The organism is Streptomyces sp. MMG1121, assembly GCF_001280015.1.
In the GTDB taxonomy this organism is placed as follows: Bacteria; Actinomycetota; Actinomycetes; order Streptomycetales; family Streptomycetaceae; genus Streptomyces.
Window position 1 is genome coordinate 65456 of sequence record NZ_LGDV01000085.1, and the last position, 13825, is coordinate 79280.

General features: G+C 72.0%; 13 protein-coding genes. 5 read left to right on the forward strand and 8 right to left on the reverse strand.

The genetic code is table 11. The annotated features are described in order from the left end of the window. Positions 1 to 79 precede the first annotated feature (79 nt). Genes ADK64_RS08935 through ADK64_RS08970 form a run of 8 tightly spaced genes read right to left on the reverse strand, consistent with a single transcriptional unit; the run spans position 80 to position 8321 of the window. Positions 80 to 1360, reverse strand: coding sequence for a methylaspartate mutase (locus ADK64_RS08935; protein WP_053656832.1), 1281 nt, complete (start codon positions 1358 to 1360; stop codon positions 80 to 82). After that, a complete protein-coding gene (locus ADK64_RS08940; protein WP_234384506.1) occupies positions 1357 to 1794 on the reverse strand; it encodes a cobalamin B12-binding domain-containing protein in 438 nt (145 codons plus the stop codon). Before ADK64_RS08940 ends, ADK64_RS08935 begins: the two co-directional genes overlap by 4 nt. A gap of 14 nt (positions 1795 to 1808) precedes the next feature. Continuing rightward, positions 1809 to 3056, reverse strand: a complete 1248-nt coding sequence (locus ADK64_RS08945; RefSeq protein ID WP_053656835.1) for a decarboxylase — start codon at positions 3054 to 3056, stop codon at positions 1809 to 1811. Beyond that, positions 3053 to 4606 (reverse strand): AMP-binding protein, encoded by a 1554-nt coding sequence (locus tag ADK64_RS08950; RefSeq protein WP_053656837.1) that lies wholly within the window; start codon positions 4604 to 4606, stop codon positions 3053 to 3055. Before ADK64_RS08950 ends, ADK64_RS08945 begins: the two co-directional genes overlap by 4 nt. Further along, the gene (locus tag ADK64_RS08955; RefSeq protein ID WP_053656839.1) at positions 4603 to 6165 is read right to left on the reverse strand and encodes an amino acid adenylation domain-containing protein; all 1563 of its coding nucleotides are present in this window, start codon (positions 6163 to 6165) and stop codon (positions 4603 to 4605) included. Before ADK64_RS08955 ends, ADK64_RS08950 begins: the two co-directional genes overlap by 4 nt. Before the next feature lie 25 nt (positions 6166 to 6190). Beyond that, positions 6191 to 6442, reverse strand: coding sequence for a phosphopantetheine-binding protein (locus ADK64_RS08960; protein ID WP_053656841.1), 252 nt, complete (start codon positions 6440 to 6442; stop codon positions 6191 to 6193). 26 nt (positions 6443 to 6468) lie between these two features. Further along, positions 6469 to 7404, reverse strand: coding sequence for an ACP S-malonyltransferase (locus ADK64_RS08965; protein WP_053656843.1), 936 nt, complete (start codon positions 7402 to 7404; stop codon positions 6469 to 6471). A 20-nt stretch (positions 7405 to 7424) separates the two neighbouring features. Further along, on the reverse strand, positions 7425 to 8321 hold the full coding sequence (locus ADK64_RS08970) for a proline iminopeptidase-family hydrolase (RefSeq protein WP_053656845.1): 897 nt from the start codon (positions 8319 to 8321) through the stop codon (positions 7425 to 7427). A gap of 440 nt (positions 8322 to 8761) precedes the next feature. Here ADK64_RS08970 and ADK64_RS08975 point away from each other — a divergent pair, with 440 nt between their 5' ends. From ADK64_RS08975 to ADK64_RS08995, 5 genes are read left to right on the forward strand one after another with little or no spacing between them, the layout of a single operon-like run. Then, the gene (locus ADK64_RS08975; protein WP_053657112.1) at positions 8762 to 9994 is read left to right on the forward strand and encodes a cytochrome P450; all 1233 of its coding nucleotides are present in this window, start codon (positions 8762 to 8764) and stop codon (positions 9992 to 9994) included. Positions 9995 to 10037: 43 nt separating this feature from the next. Further along, on the forward strand, positions 10038 to 11273 hold the full coding sequence (locus ADK64_RS08980; RefSeq protein ID WP_053656848.1) for a cytochrome P450: 1236 nt from the start codon (positions 10038 to 10040) through the stop codon (positions 11271 to 11273). A gap of 26 nt (positions 11274 to 11299) precedes the next feature. Next, complete coding sequence (locus tag ADK64_RS08985) at positions 11300 to 11491, forward strand: ferredoxin (RefSeq protein ID WP_053657114.1); 192 nt, start codon at positions 11300 to 11302, stop codon at positions 11489 to 11491. 6 nt (positions 11492 to 11497) lie between these two features. Then, complete coding sequence (locus ADK64_RS08990; protein ID WP_053656850.1) at positions 11498 to 12574, forward strand: methylmalonyl-CoA mutase family protein; 1077 nt, start codon at positions 11498 to 11500, stop codon at positions 12572 to 12574. Between the two features lie 25 nt (positions 12575 to 12599). Next, positions 12600 to 13811, forward strand: coding sequence for an NAD(P)/FAD-dependent oxidoreductase (locus ADK64_RS08995; RefSeq protein ID WP_199829541.1), 1212 nt, complete (start codon positions 12600 to 12602; stop codon positions 13809 to 13811). Positions 13812 to 13825 lie beyond the last annotated feature (14 nt).

The window sequence follows — 13825 nt, forward strand, 5'->3', positions numbered from 1 at the left end:
ACTTTCGGCCGACACCGGTTTTCCTCACTTTTTCCACACCGTAGTGACGGCCCCCGAAAGGCCACACCCTTAAGCACCCCTAGGGGCGGACTGGTTCGAGGGCTGTCGCGTCCTCGGGGTCGTGCCGGTCGTACGAACGGCGCACAAAGGACAGGGAGTCGAGCAGATCCGCGGAGGTGATGCGCTGTGCCGGGTGTACGTCGGCGATGCCGTTCAGCGGCATCTTTCCGATGTCGGACCAGCACAGCCGGCCGTCCGTGTCGATATAACTCCGGCTGAATCCCGCGTTGTCCGGATGCAGACAGTACGGAACGTCCAGGAGGCCTCGGGTGAACGCCTCGAGCAGCGCGGCACCAAGGTCGTCGTTCAGTTCAAGTACCGTGCTCACCAGGGCAGATGCCTCGGCGTACGTCTGGGTGCCGGTGCCGTCCAGCGGGGCGCGCCGCGTGCGTGCGGCGGTCGCGGCCGCGTATTCGAGGGCGGCGACGTTCTCGGCGACCGTGGGAATACGACGGGATTCGGCGACGGTTTTCACGATGAGCCGTTCGGAACCGCTGGCGACGGTGAGTTCGGCCGCTTTCCCGAGCAGCCGGTAGACGCCTTCCTCGGTTTCCGGAAACAGGCCCATGTAGGCGTAGACGACGACATGCCAATCGGTGTCCGGCAGGAACCGCGCGCACAGACCGCGCAACGCGGCCACCGCTTCGGCGTCCTGGCGCGGGTCGGTCTGCTGGGCGTAACTCAGCGAAATGCTCCGGATGCCGTGCCGGTGGAAGAACATCGCCTCCAGCACGCTGACGGCGACGAGCAGGCTGGGCGGGCAGAGCTGGCCGAGGACGCAGCCGCCGAAGGTCTCCAGATGCGGTTCGGCGCCCGACGCGCGCAGGGTGGCGAGCAGTTCGCAGGAGGCGGCCCAGTGCGTGACGGACTCGCGCAGCGGGACCCGGCCGTAGGGCAGGCAGTAGGAGACCGGGCCGCCCTCGGAGGCGTCGAGCCCGACGGCCATCAACGCCCGGAAGATGTCCTGCGGCGCGGCCGAGCCGTGCCGGACCTGCACCGGGAAGCCAGGGCCGTGGATTCCGTCGAGCACCTGCAGGGTGGTGGCCTTCTCGTGGCTCACGATCGGGTAGCCGTTGAGGGCGACGTCCTCCAGGACGGCCAGTTTGGCCGACTCCAGGTCGCCGACCCGGGTGTAGCTGTCCAGGGTGATCGTGCCGACGGTGGTCGCCGAGGCGCTCCGGGTGGCGAGCAGCCCGGCCCGCATCCGGTCCGGGCCGCTCATCCCCATCCGGGGCTGGACCACCAGGCGGCCGGCGTCGTGAGCCCGGCGCACGAACGCGCCGAACCCGACGCCGGTCACACCAGGGCCCGCTGGGACAGCGCGTCGAGCATCTGCCGGAAGGCGGCGACGCCCTCGGCGCTGTCGTCGAACACCGCGTCGTAGCCGGCGGCGCGCAGCGCGGCCACCTCCTCGTCGCCGCAGGGTCCCGCGATGCCGAGCTTGCCGCCGATGACGGCGGGCACCTGGTCGAGTTCGGGGTGCTCGCGCAGCCGGGTGACCGTGCGCATGCCGTCGTGGTAGCCGTGGCCGTTGACGCTGCTGACCACGATGAGCAGGGGCCGCTGGGCCAGGGCCTCGGCGATGAGCAGGTCCTCGGGGACGCAGGGGCCGAGGTTGACCACGCGGTGCCCGTGCTCCTCCAGGAGGAGCTGGAGGTAGACGAGGTTCCAGGTGTGGGAGTCGGAGATGCCGCCGGCCACGAGCACGGGCTGGTCGCCGGGGGTGGGGGTCATCGGGTAGGGGCTCATCACAGGGCCTGTCCGTGGGTGAGGGGTTCGAATGTGCGGGTGTGCTGGATGCGGGAGACGGAGACGAGCTCGTCGCCGCGTACGACGATCTCGGCGGGGGCGGGCCTGCCGAGGAACATGAGCAGGCTGGCCGTGGGGCCGTAGGCGCCGGTGTTGGGCAGGCGGAGCAGGTCGTCCGGTGCCGGGTCGGCGAGCGGAACGTTTCGGCCGAGCAGGTCGCCCGGGGTGCACAGGGGCCCGGCGAGGCTCGCGGGGGTGCCGTCCACGCCGACGGACTCGTGCGGTTCGACGGACACGGGCAGGATGCGGCCGAGGCCGGACATGCCGCCGAAGGTGTTGATGCCGGCGTCGAGGACGACATAGCGCTGGTCGCGGCTGTCCTTGACGTTGACGACGGAGGTGAGCAGCGTGCCGCTGTCGGCGACCAGATAACGGCCGGACTCGCAGGCGATCCTCGGGGCGCCCTCGCGCCAGCCGGGGAAGTGCTCGTCCAGCGTCCGGGTCAGGGCGTCGCGCAGCTCGCCGTAGACCGGCCGCTCCCCCTGCACGCCGTACGGCGCGGCGAACCCGCCGCCGATGTCGAGGAGGCGGAAGGTGACGCCGAGGGCGTCCTGGAGGGCGGCGGCGGTGACGACGGTGTGGCGGAACTCGGCGATGAGGCTCGCCTCGTCCTTGGCGTTGCTCAGCGGGAAGAAGTGCAGCCCGGCGATGGTGGTGCCGGGCACCTCGCGCAGTTCGGCGGCGAGGCCGGGCAGGGTCTCGCTGTCGAAGCCGAACTGCGAGGGCACGCCGGTCATGCGGATGCCGGTGGCGGCCGCGCCGGTGGCGTTGTTGACCCGGATCAGGCACTCGGCGGTGAGGCCGAGCTTGAGCGCGGTCTCGCCGACGCGGCGCAGGTCGCCGTACGACTCCGTGGAGAACAGGCGCACGCCGCGGGTCAGCGCCTCGGTCAGTTCCTCGGTGGTCTTGCCGGGTCCGGTGTAGAGGATCCGGTCGCCGGGGAAGCCGGCCTGCAGGGCGGCGTCGAGTTCGCCGACGGAGCTGATCTCGGCGCGGCAGCCGCGGGGGCCGCCGGCGCGCAGTTCGCGCAGCAGCTCGGGGTGCGGGTTGGCCTTGGCGGCGTAGAACACCTCGACCTCGTCGGGCAGCGCGGCGAACAGGTCGTCGCGGGCCGCCGCCACCCGGTCCAGGTCGTAGACGTAGGACGGGGTACCGAAGCGCTCGGCGAGTTCGGTGGGGCCGGTCACGGAGTGGTTCCTTCCAGGAGGCGGGCGAGCTGCTTGCGGTCGTGCTTGCCGTGCGGGGTCAGCGGCAGCTCGTCGACGACGCGGCTCACGCCGGGCACCTTGGCGGGCTCCAGCCGCAGCGACAGCTCCTTGAGCAGGGCGTGCGGGTCGATGTCGCCCTCGGCGAACACCGCGAGGGCGCGGCCTTCGGCGGGCGGCAGGACGGCGGCGGCGCGGACGCCGGGGATGTCGGTGGCGGCGCTCTCGATCTCGGTGGTGCTCATGCGCACGCCCTTGTGCTTGAACATGTCGTCGCGGCGGCCCTCGTAGTACAGGAAGCCGTCCTCGTCGACGTGGCCGAAGTCGCCGGTGTGCAGCCTGAGTCCGCCGTCCGGGGCGGGGCGGAACGCGCGCGCGGTCTGTTCCGGTGCCCGCCAGTAGCCGGGCATGACGTGCGGGCCCTCGACCACGATCTCGCCGGTCTGCCAGGGCGGCAGCGCCTTGCCCTCGTCGTCCACGACGAACGCGCGGGTGCCGGGCAGCGGTCGCCCGACCGAGTCGGGCTTGGCGTCCTGGTGGGCGGCCGGCAGCACGGAGACGCGCTTGCACTCCGTCTGCCCGAACTGGATGACCACCTCCGCGCCGGGGAACGCCGTGCGCAGTCCGTCGGCGGTGGTCTTCGCCAGCGCGGCACCGGTGTTGGTGAACATCCGCACCCGGGACTCCTGGCTCGGTTCGCGCTCGGCGAGGGCGACGATCATGGTCGCCAGGGAGGGCACGATCGGGACGACGGTGGCGCCGGTCTCCCGGATGCGACGCAGCAGTACGAGGTCGGACTCGCCGTCGGCGAGCACGAGTTCGCTGCGGCCGGCGGCGGTGAGCAGCACCTTGTACAGGCCGTAGTCCCAGGAGATGGGGAAGCGGCAGAACACCACGTCGTCGGGGCGGTAGCCGAGTTCCAGGTTGATGGCCTCGGTGGCGAAGACCATCCGGCCGTGCGGGCAGATGACCGCCTTCGGGGCGGCGGTCGAGCCGGAGGTGTAGACGAGGACGGCGAGGTCCTCGGCGCCGACCTCGGCACCGCCGGAACGCGCACCCCGCACCCGCAGCGCGGTGATGTCCTGCCACACCTCGCCGAGACCGAGGACCGGGACGCCCTGCGCGAGGGCGGCGATCCGGTCCACGGCGGGGTCGGTGACGACGACCAGCGCGGGCTCGGAGTTCTCGACGACCGCCCGCAGGTGGAAGTCCTTCATGCCGGTGTTGACGGGGACCAGGACGGCGCCGCGGCGCGCCGTGCCGTACATCAGCGCGACCAGCTCGCGGGTGCTGGGCAGCTGGACGAGGACCCGGTCGCCGTGGCCGATGCCGCGCTCCTCCAGCCAGGCGTCGACGGCGTGGCTGTGGGCGGCGAGTTCCCGGTACGTCCAGCGGCCCGCGGCGTCGGCGACCGCCGGGGCGTCGGGATGCTCGGCGGTGGCCTCGTCGAGCAGGTCGTGCACCCGGGCGTCGGTGCGGGCGTCGCGCACCGGGGCGTCCGTGCGGGCCTGCGCTGTCGGTTGACCGTTCACTGCGACTCCTGCCGCCTTTCGTGAGTGCGTACCGCCCCGGCGGAGTGCCGCATGGCCGTGGCCCGGGTGGCGAGCTTCCTGCGGTCGGTCTTGCGGTTGGAGTTGAGCGGGAGCGCGTCCAGGTGGTGGTAGGCGCGCGGCACGACCGCGGCCGGCAGCAGCTCCCGCAGATGGCGGGCGAGCCGGGCGGGCGGCACTGGCTCTCCGGTGTGGAAGACGGCCAGCTCCACCGTGCCGTCCACGGGCACCGCCACGGTCACGGCGTCCTCGACGCCCGGGCAGGTGCGTGCGGCGGCGTCCACCTCGGCCAGTTCCACCCGCACCCCGTGCACCTGGACCTGTGCGTCCTGGCGGCCCAGATAGAGCCAGCCGCCGTCCTCGGCGCGCCGGACGCGGTCGCCGGTGCGGTAGAAACGGTGGCCGTCCCGCTCCAGGAACCGTCCGGTGTCGTCGGCCGGGTCGAGATAGCCGGGCGTCAACTGGGGCCCGGCGATGCACAGTTCGCCCTCGTCACCGGTGCTGGGCGCGCCGGAGGTGTCCAGCAGCAGCGTCTCGTGGCCCGCGTGGACGGCGCCGATGGGCACCATGTCGTTCAGGTACCGTCCCGGCGTCCAGCGCTGCGCGGTGACGGTGATGGTCAGTTCGGTCGGGCCGTACAGGTTCTCCAGCGTCGCCCCCGGCGCGGCCTCGGCCCAGTCCTCGGCGTCCTTGCAGCTGAGCGCCTCCCCCGCGAAGAAGCTCCACCGCAGCGACGGCAGCGCGCCCGGCTCCAGCCCGCCGGTGCGGCGCACCAGGGTGATCGCGCTGGGCGTGGAGAACCACACGGTCATGCGCTGCGCGGCCACGAACTCCGGCAGGTGCGCGTACGCCTGCGCCGGGACCGGTACGAGGGTGGCGCCGGCGCCCCAGGCGCAGAACAGGTCGAACATCGCGCAGTCGAAGTTGAGGTCGAACGTCTGCGAGAAGACGTCGTGCGGACCGAAGTCGTAGCGCTGGTCGAGGAGGTGGAAGTAGTGCGCGGTGTTGGCGTGGGTGACCGGAACGCCCTTGGGCCGGCCGGTGGAGCCGGAGGTGAACAGCACGTAGGCGACGTCGGACGGCCGGGTGGGCATCGGGGCCTTCAGGGCGCTGTCCGCATCGACGGCGAGCGAGGGCATCGGCTGCCCGCCGGGCGCGAACAGCGTCGGCAGGGTGACTCCGTCCGTGTACAGCGCGGTCAGCGCGGGCAGGGTGTCGTCGGCGGCGAGCAGCGCGCCGACTCCTGCGGCCTCGATCATCTGCCGGGTGCGGGCCGCGGGGAAGGCCGGCTGGAGCGGGACGACGGTGACTCCGCTGTACAGGCCGGCCAGCAGGGCGGCGTACGCCGTGGGTCCCTTGCCGGCCAGCACGCCCACGGCTCCCGGCTGGTCGGGGAGCCCGGCCAGCAGGGAGCCGGCCAGGACCAGGGCGCGTTCGTGCAGTTCGCGGTAGGTGGTGTCGACGCCGTCGGCGCGCAGCGCCGGCCGGTCGGGGGCGAGGGCCAGGCCGCGCATGAACCGGCCGGACAGCGTGCCGTCCATGGTGGGATCCACGGTGGCCGTCCCGTCAGCTCGCGGCGCTGTGCAGCATGCTCTGCACGGTGTCCCACAGAACGCCGGCGGTGCGGAAGGTGTCCATGGTCAGCGCGCTGTCGCGGAAGCGGACCTGGTAGGCGTCCTCCAGCGTGCCGAGCAGCTGGACCGTGGCGAGGGAGTCCAGGCCGAGGTCCTTCAGCTCGGCGTCGGGCGTCAGCTCCTCCTGCGGCGCGAGGAACGGCAGGAAGGGGCGGAGTATCTGGTCGAACTGGTCGTCCCACATGGGGGCCTCCAAGGAGTCGGGCGGGGTCAGGCGGCGCGCGTACGGCGCCGGGGGGTCATCGCCTGCCGCGGCTGCGCGGCGACGACGTCGAAGTTGCGGGTCGCGCAGGGCACCCGGCCGAAGAGGCTGTCCGGTCCGGCCACGCACAGGCGGCGGACGCCGGTGTCCTTGAGGGCCGTCGTGACGCTCGGCCAGTTCATCGGGTGGTCGAAGCCGTCGAGCAGCATGGTGCGCAGTTCCTCGCCGGTGTGCAGCAGCCTGCCGTCCTGGTCGGCGACGACGGGCAGCTTCGGGTCGACGAAGGTGTAGCGGGAGACCACGTCGCGTTCGGCCTTGTCGCGCAGCGAGCGGAACGCCGAGGCGTGCATGGGCGGCCGCATGGTGTACAGCGGAAGGCTGCCGATGGCGCGCAGCCGTCCCTCCATCCACTCCACGCGGTGTTCGGACAGCGAGATCATGTAGAAGCCGTCGTCGATGTGGCAGGAGATCTCGTGCCATTCCCCCGCCTCGCCGAGTTCGGCGAGGATCGTGTCAAGGCCCTCGCGCGGGGCGCGGACGAAGGACAGGGTGACGATGTCCCGGTGCTCCTCGGCGAAGTACTCCTCCAGGCAGCGGGCGATGTCGGCGGTCAGGCGCACCGCGTCGGGCAGCTCCAGGGCGCCGGTGTAGGCGAGGGCCGCCTTCTCGCCGAAGCTGGGACCGGCGACGATGTCGGGTTCCACGCCGAGGTGATCGCGGGCCCAGTGGGCGCAGGCCAGGCAGTTGACGAAGAAGGCGACCTGCGCGGCCTGCGAGTAGTCACCGGCGGAGGTCCGGAAGGCGTCGACGAGGGAGTAGCCGAGGGCCTCGTCGGCGACGGCGACCAGGTCCCGGGCGTAGGGGCTGGCCACCATGAACCTGCCCACCTCGGCGAACGGGACGGGTCCCATGCCGGGGAAGACGAGAGCGGTGTCGTGTGCCATGGCGGGATCCCCGCCCCCTTTCACAGACTCTTGAGGAAGTCGGTCATGACCTCGAAGAACCGCTCCGGTTCCTCCAGGTGCGGAAGATGGCTCGATTCCTCGAAGATCTCCCAGCGCGCCCCGGCGATCCCGTCCTGGTAGGGCTGGACGACCGCCGGGGTGGCCTCGTCGTGGCGACCGCTGATCAGCAGGGTCGGGGTGTGGATCCGGTGCAGCTCGTCGACGATCGACCAGTCCTTCAGCGAACCGATGACGTGGAACTCGTTGGGTCCGTTCATCGCGTAGTAGACGGTCGGGTCGTTGTAGATCTCCATGAAGGAGGAGAGGAAGTCGCGTGGCCAGGGCGTCACACGGCACACATGACGGTCGTAGAAGACCCGCATGGCGGCCAGGTAGTCCGGGCTGTCGTAGCTGCCGTCCGCCTCGTGCCGGCGCAGGGTCTGCTCCACGTCCGGCGGCAGCTCGGCGCGCAGTCGTGTCATCTCCCGCAGCCAGACCGGGTACGAGGCCGGCGCGTTGGCGATGACCAGCCCGCGCAGGCCGGGCGGGCCCGTCATGGCGTGCCGGGCGCACAAGGGGCCGCCCCAGGACTGGCCGAACAGCACGTAATCGTCGGCGATGTCCAACTGGCCCACCAGATTGGCCAGTTCGCGCTCGAACAGCTCGACGGTCCAGAACTCGGCCCCCTTGCCGGGCAGATGGGTCGAGCCGCCGTTGCCCAGCTGGTCGTAGTGGACGACGGGCCAGCCGTCCTCGGCGAGCCGGGCCAGTGGCAGCAGGTAGTCGTGGGTGCTGCCGGGCCCGCCGTGCACGGCGACGACCGCGGGCCGTCCGGCGCCGAGTTCACCGGTCACCCGGTACCAGGTCCGGTACTCCCCGAAGGGAACGGTGCCCTTCGCGCTGGGATCCGGAGACACGCTGATCACCTCTGCTCGGCTGCGGGACGCGGCGGCCGGGGCACTGACACCGGCCGGGACCGGGAGAGCGCCGGGGCGGTGGTCGATCCGGGTCTCTGCCGTGGTCCAGAGCCGACGCTAATCGCCCCCGCGCCGCCGCCAGACCCCTAACCGCCCCTAGGCGCTGTCCGGCCCACCGGACAACCGGGCCCGAGCCCCATCGGGGACGTCCCCGCGTCACCAACGGGACACAGATCCGCTGACGGCGCGCGGGAGGGGCGGCCGAGTGCCCTGCGTACCCCGCCGTATGTCTCCCCAGCACCTAGGGGCGCCTAGGGGTTGGGGGGTCGGTCCGTGGCTGCCTAGCGTGCGGGAGACGGCCGACAGCGCCGCAGCGGCGCCGAGCCCGGGCCCGCTCCGCTGCCGGCGCCATTCGTTCCCTCCCGTGCGAAGAGGACATGATGACTGCACCTGCCGAACCGGCCGACGGGGCCGCGCTGCCGGAGTTCCCGATGCGGCGGGCCTGTCCCTTCAGCCCGCCGGCCGCCTACGCCGAACTGCGCGAGACCGAGCCGGTCTCCCGGGCGCAGCTGAAGGTCAACGGCAAGCACACCTGGCTGGTCACCCGGCACGAGCTGTACAAGAAGCTGCTGGGTGACGCGCGGGTCAGCGCCAACCTGAAGCTGCCCGGGTATCCCCTTCAGGTGCCGGTGCCGGAGGAGACGCTCCAGTCGGTGCCGCTCACCTTCCTGTCCATGGACCCGCCGGACCACACGGTCCAGCGCCGCATGCTGGCCCCCGAGTTCAGCGTCCGGCGGATGCGTGAGCTGCGCGAGCGGGTGCAGCAGATCGTGGACCAGCAGATCGACCAGATGCTCGCCAAGGGTGCGGACGGCCCGGTCGACCTGGTCACCACGTTGGCGCTGCCGGTGCCGTCGTTCGTCATCTGCGAACTGCTGGGCGTCCCCTACGAGGACCACGGCCGGTTCGAGGAGTGGGCGTGGGCCATCATGAACCACGACATCAGCGACGAGGACCGGGGCCTCGCGCACTACGAACTCGACAGGTACGTGGACGGGCTGGTCACCGCCAAGGAGAGCGAGCCCGGCGACGACATGATCAGCCGGCTGATCGAGTTCAACCGGCAGACGCCGGCGGTGGAGCACTCCGACATCGTCAGCATGGCCAAGCTGATGCTGGTCACGGGGCACGAGACCACCGCCAACATGATCGCTCTGGGTGTGCTGGCGCTGCTGGAGCACCCAGAGCAGCTCGCGGCCGTCCGCGAGGAGCCGGAACTGATGCCGAAGGCGGTGGAGGAGCTGCTGCGCTTCTTCTCCATCTCCGACGCGGGCACCGCGCGGGTCGCCCTGGAGGACATCGAGCTGGGCGACGTGACCATCCGGGCCGGCGAGGGCATCCTGCCGCTGAACAACGCGGCCAACCACGACGAGCGCGTCTTCCCGGACCCCGACCGCCTCGACGTACGGCGCGAGGCCCGCAGCCATCTGGCCTTCGGTTACGGCGTCCACCAGTGCATCGGACAGAACCTGGCCCGCATGGAGCTGGACGTCGTCTACACGACCCTGCTCCGGCGCATCCCGACGCTGCGCCTGGCCACCCCGGTCGAGGAGCTCCGCTTCAAGGACGACGCCATCGTCTACGGCCTGTACGAGCTGCCCGTCACCTGGTGACGGACCTCCCCCACTCCGACCGTTCCGTCACCGAAAGGCAGCCATGACCCAGTCCGCCGACGCCGCGCCCGAGGCCGCCGCGCCGCTCCCGCAGTTCCCGATGCGGCGCACCTGTCCGTTCAGCGAGCCGGGCGAGTACGCCGGCCTGCGGGCGAACGAGCCGGTCTCCCGCGCCGCGCTCAAGGTGAACGGCAAGCCGACCTGGCTGGTCACCCGGCACGAGGACGTCCGGCAGGTGCTGGGCGACGGCCGGGTGAGCTCCAACCTGAAACTGCCGGGCTACCCGCACCAGTTCCACATCCCCGAGGAGATGCTGGCGCAGGTCCGGCTGATGCTGCTGAACATGGACCCGCCGGAGCACACCGCACAACGGCGCATGCTCATCCCGGAGTTCACCGCCCGGCGGGTGAAGGAGATGCGTCCGCGCATCCAGGAGATCGTCGACGAGCACGTCGACGCGATGCTGGCCGAGGGCGGCCCGGTGGACCTGGTCACCGCGCTCGCGCTGCCGGTGCCCTCGCTGGTGATCTGCGAGCTGCTCGGGGTGCCGTACGAGGACCACGCCCAGTTCGAGGAGTGGTCGGCGGCGATGATGAACCACGATCTGAGCCCGGCGGAGTACGGGGCCGCGGTGCAGGCCCTGGACATGTACCTCGACAAGCTCGTCACCCTCAAGGAGAACGAGCCGGGCGACGACCTCATCAGCCGTTTCCTGGAGAAGAACGGCACCGAGCAGGTCGCCGACCACGTCGACGTCGTCACGATGGCCCGGCTGATGCTGGTCGGGGGCCATGAGACGACGGCCAACATGATCGCCCTCGGTGTGCTGGCCCTGCTTCAGCACCCGCAGCAGATGGCCGAGCTGCAGGCCGACCCGGCTCTCCTCCCGAACGCCATCGAGGAGCTGCTCCGCGTCTTCTCCATCTCCGACTCCGGCACGGCGCGCGTCGCGCTGGAGGACATCGAGGTCGGCGGTGTCACCATCCGCGCCGGCGAGGGCATCCTCGCCCTGAACAACGCCGCCGACCACGACGAGTCCGTCTTCCCGGACCCGGGCACCCTGGACATCCACCGCAAGGAGGCCCGCAGCCACCTCGCCTTCGGCTACGGCATCCACCAGTGCATCGGCGCCAACCTGGCCCGGGTGGAGCTGGAGATCGTCTACGGCACGCTGCTGCGCCGCGTCCCCGGCCTCCGGCTGGCGACCGAACAGGACGAACTGCGCTTCAAGGACGACGCCATGGTCTACGGCGTCTACGAACTGCCCGTCACCTGGTGACGGCCGACCCGATCGGAGTGCCTCTCATGCGTGTCACCAGCGAACGCGACCGGTGTGTGGGTTCCGGCCAGTGCGTGATGCTCAGCCCGGAGGTGTTCGACCAGGACGACGACGGCCTCGTGGTCGTCCTGCGGGAGGAGCCGGCCGAGGGTCTGCGCGCGGGTGTCCTGCAGGCGGCCGACCTGTGCCCGTCGCGCTCCATCCGCGTCGACGGCTGACGAGCCGTGCCGGAGAGGCTTCGCTCCCCCGCGACGTACACCGGCCGCCGCCTGGGGCCACCACTCCGGTCCGCCTGCTTCGGCACGGCGAAGGAGTCCAACGCCCGCTACCGCCGGCTGGTCGCCCAGGGCGCCGTCGGCCTCTCCCTCGCCTTCGACCTGCCCACCCGGCTGGGCCGCGACTCCGACGCGCCGCTCGCCCGCGGTGAGGTCGGCCGGGCCGGTGTGGCCGTCGACTCCATCGACGACATGCGGGTACTGCTGCACGGCATCCCGCTGGACAGGGTCGCCACGTCGATGACGATCAACGCCCCGGCCGCGCTCCTCCTGCTGCTGTACCAGCTGGTGGCGGAGGAGCGCGGCATCCCGGCCGGCCGGCTCACCGGCACGGTCCACAACGACGTGCTCGGCGAGTGGATCGCGCGCGGCACGTGCGTCTTCCCACCCAGGCCCTCGCTCCGGCTGACTGCCGACCTCCTCGTCTACTGCAAGGCCGAACTCCCCCGGTGGAGGCCGGTGCCGATCTCCGGCCGCCTCTTGGCCGAGGCGGGCGCCACCCCGGCACAGGAGATCGCGTTCACCCTCGCCAACGGCATCGAGTACGTCCGTACGGCGGTGGCGGCGGGCCTGGACGCGGACGACCTGGCACCGCTCCTGGAGGAGATCGCGCGGCTGCGTGAGGCGCTGGTGAGCGACGACGTCGAGCCGGCCGCGCTGGACCTGATGCGCGGGGTCGAGGATCTCGGCGGTGCGCTCGCCGCCCTCGAACTCGGCTTCCAGCAGCGGGAGATCGAGGGCGCCCCCGCGTCCCGCACGGCCCGGCACCGCGGTACGGACCTCGGCGACCGGGTCGTGGTGGCCGATCACGGTGTCGCGGCCCGGCAGGCCGAGCGTCTCGCCAAACTCCGCGCCTGGCGCGACCAGGAGCGGGTGGACGTCCACATCAGCGCCCTGCGCAAGGCGGCGTCGGGGCAGGACAACGTCCTGTATCCCATGAAAGAGGCTCTCGCCGCCGGTGCGACGGTCGGCGAGGTCTGCGACGCGCTGCGCGAGACATGGGCCACCTACGGGGAGGAACCCTGATGAAGGCCGAGACGGAGGCCGAGTCGTGAACCGGATCGTGATCGTCGGGGCGTCGGCAGGTGGTCTGACCGCCGCCGAGGCACTGCGCCGGGCCGGGCACAAGGGCGCGATCACGCTCGTCGGCGACGAGACCGAACCGCCCTACGACCGTCCACCGCTGTCCAAGCAGCTGCTGTGCGGGCAGTGGGGGCCGGACCGGCTCGCCCTGCGCTCGGGTCCCGATCTGGCCGCTCTGGACCTGGAGTTGCGCCTCGGCGTGGCGGCGACCGCGCTGGACCCGCTGGCCCGCAAGGTCACTCTGGCCGATGGTGCCAGGCTCTCGTACGACACCCTGGTCGTCGCGACCGGCGCCCGTGCCCGGCGTCTGCCCGGCACCGGCGGCGTCGCCGGGGTGCACACACTGCGCAGGCTCGAGGACGCGCTGACACTGCGGGAGCGGCTGCGCCCCGGGCGGCGGCTGGTGGTCGTCGGCGCCGGGTTCCTCGGCACGGAGGTCGCCGCCGCGGCCCGTGGTCTCGGCGTCGAGGTGACGCTGGTGGAGTCGGCTGCGGTGCCTCTGGCGGCGGCCGTCGGGGAGGAGGCCGGCCGGTTCGTGACCCGCCTCCACCAGGACCACGGGGTCGAGGTGCGCACGGGTGCCGCGGTCACCGGAGTGCTGAGCGCCGAGGGCGGGGTGACCGGAGTCCGGCTGGCCGACTCCGCCGGAACGAGTGTCGTACCGGCCGACGACGTGCTGGTGGCCATCGGCTGCGCGCCGAACACCGAGTGGCTCGCGGACAGCGGCCTCAGCGTGCGGGACGGCCTGGTGTGCGACGAGTACTGCGCCGCCGCTCCCGGCGTGTACGGGGTCGGCGACGTGGCCTGCTGGTACAACCCGCTGTTCGGCACGGCGATGCGTGTCGAACATCGCACCAACGCCGCCGAACAGGCCCTGGCCGTCGCCGGTGACCTCGTCCGCACCGGCGAGCGGCGCCCGTTCGCCCCGGTGCCGTACTTCTGGTCCCACCAGTACGGCACCAGGCTCCAGGCCCACGGCCACCTGCGCGGCCACGACGAGGCGCTCGTCCTCGACGGCGATCCCACCCGGCGACGGCTCCTCGTCGCCTACCGCACCGGCGACCGCATCACCGGCGTCCTCGCCACGGGACTGAAACCCGCGGCCCTGCGCGCATGGCGCGCGCTCGTAGCGGCCCGCACCCCGTGGGAGGCGGCCCTCGCCGGTTCGAACGCCGCCTGAGGGGGCGCGAACCG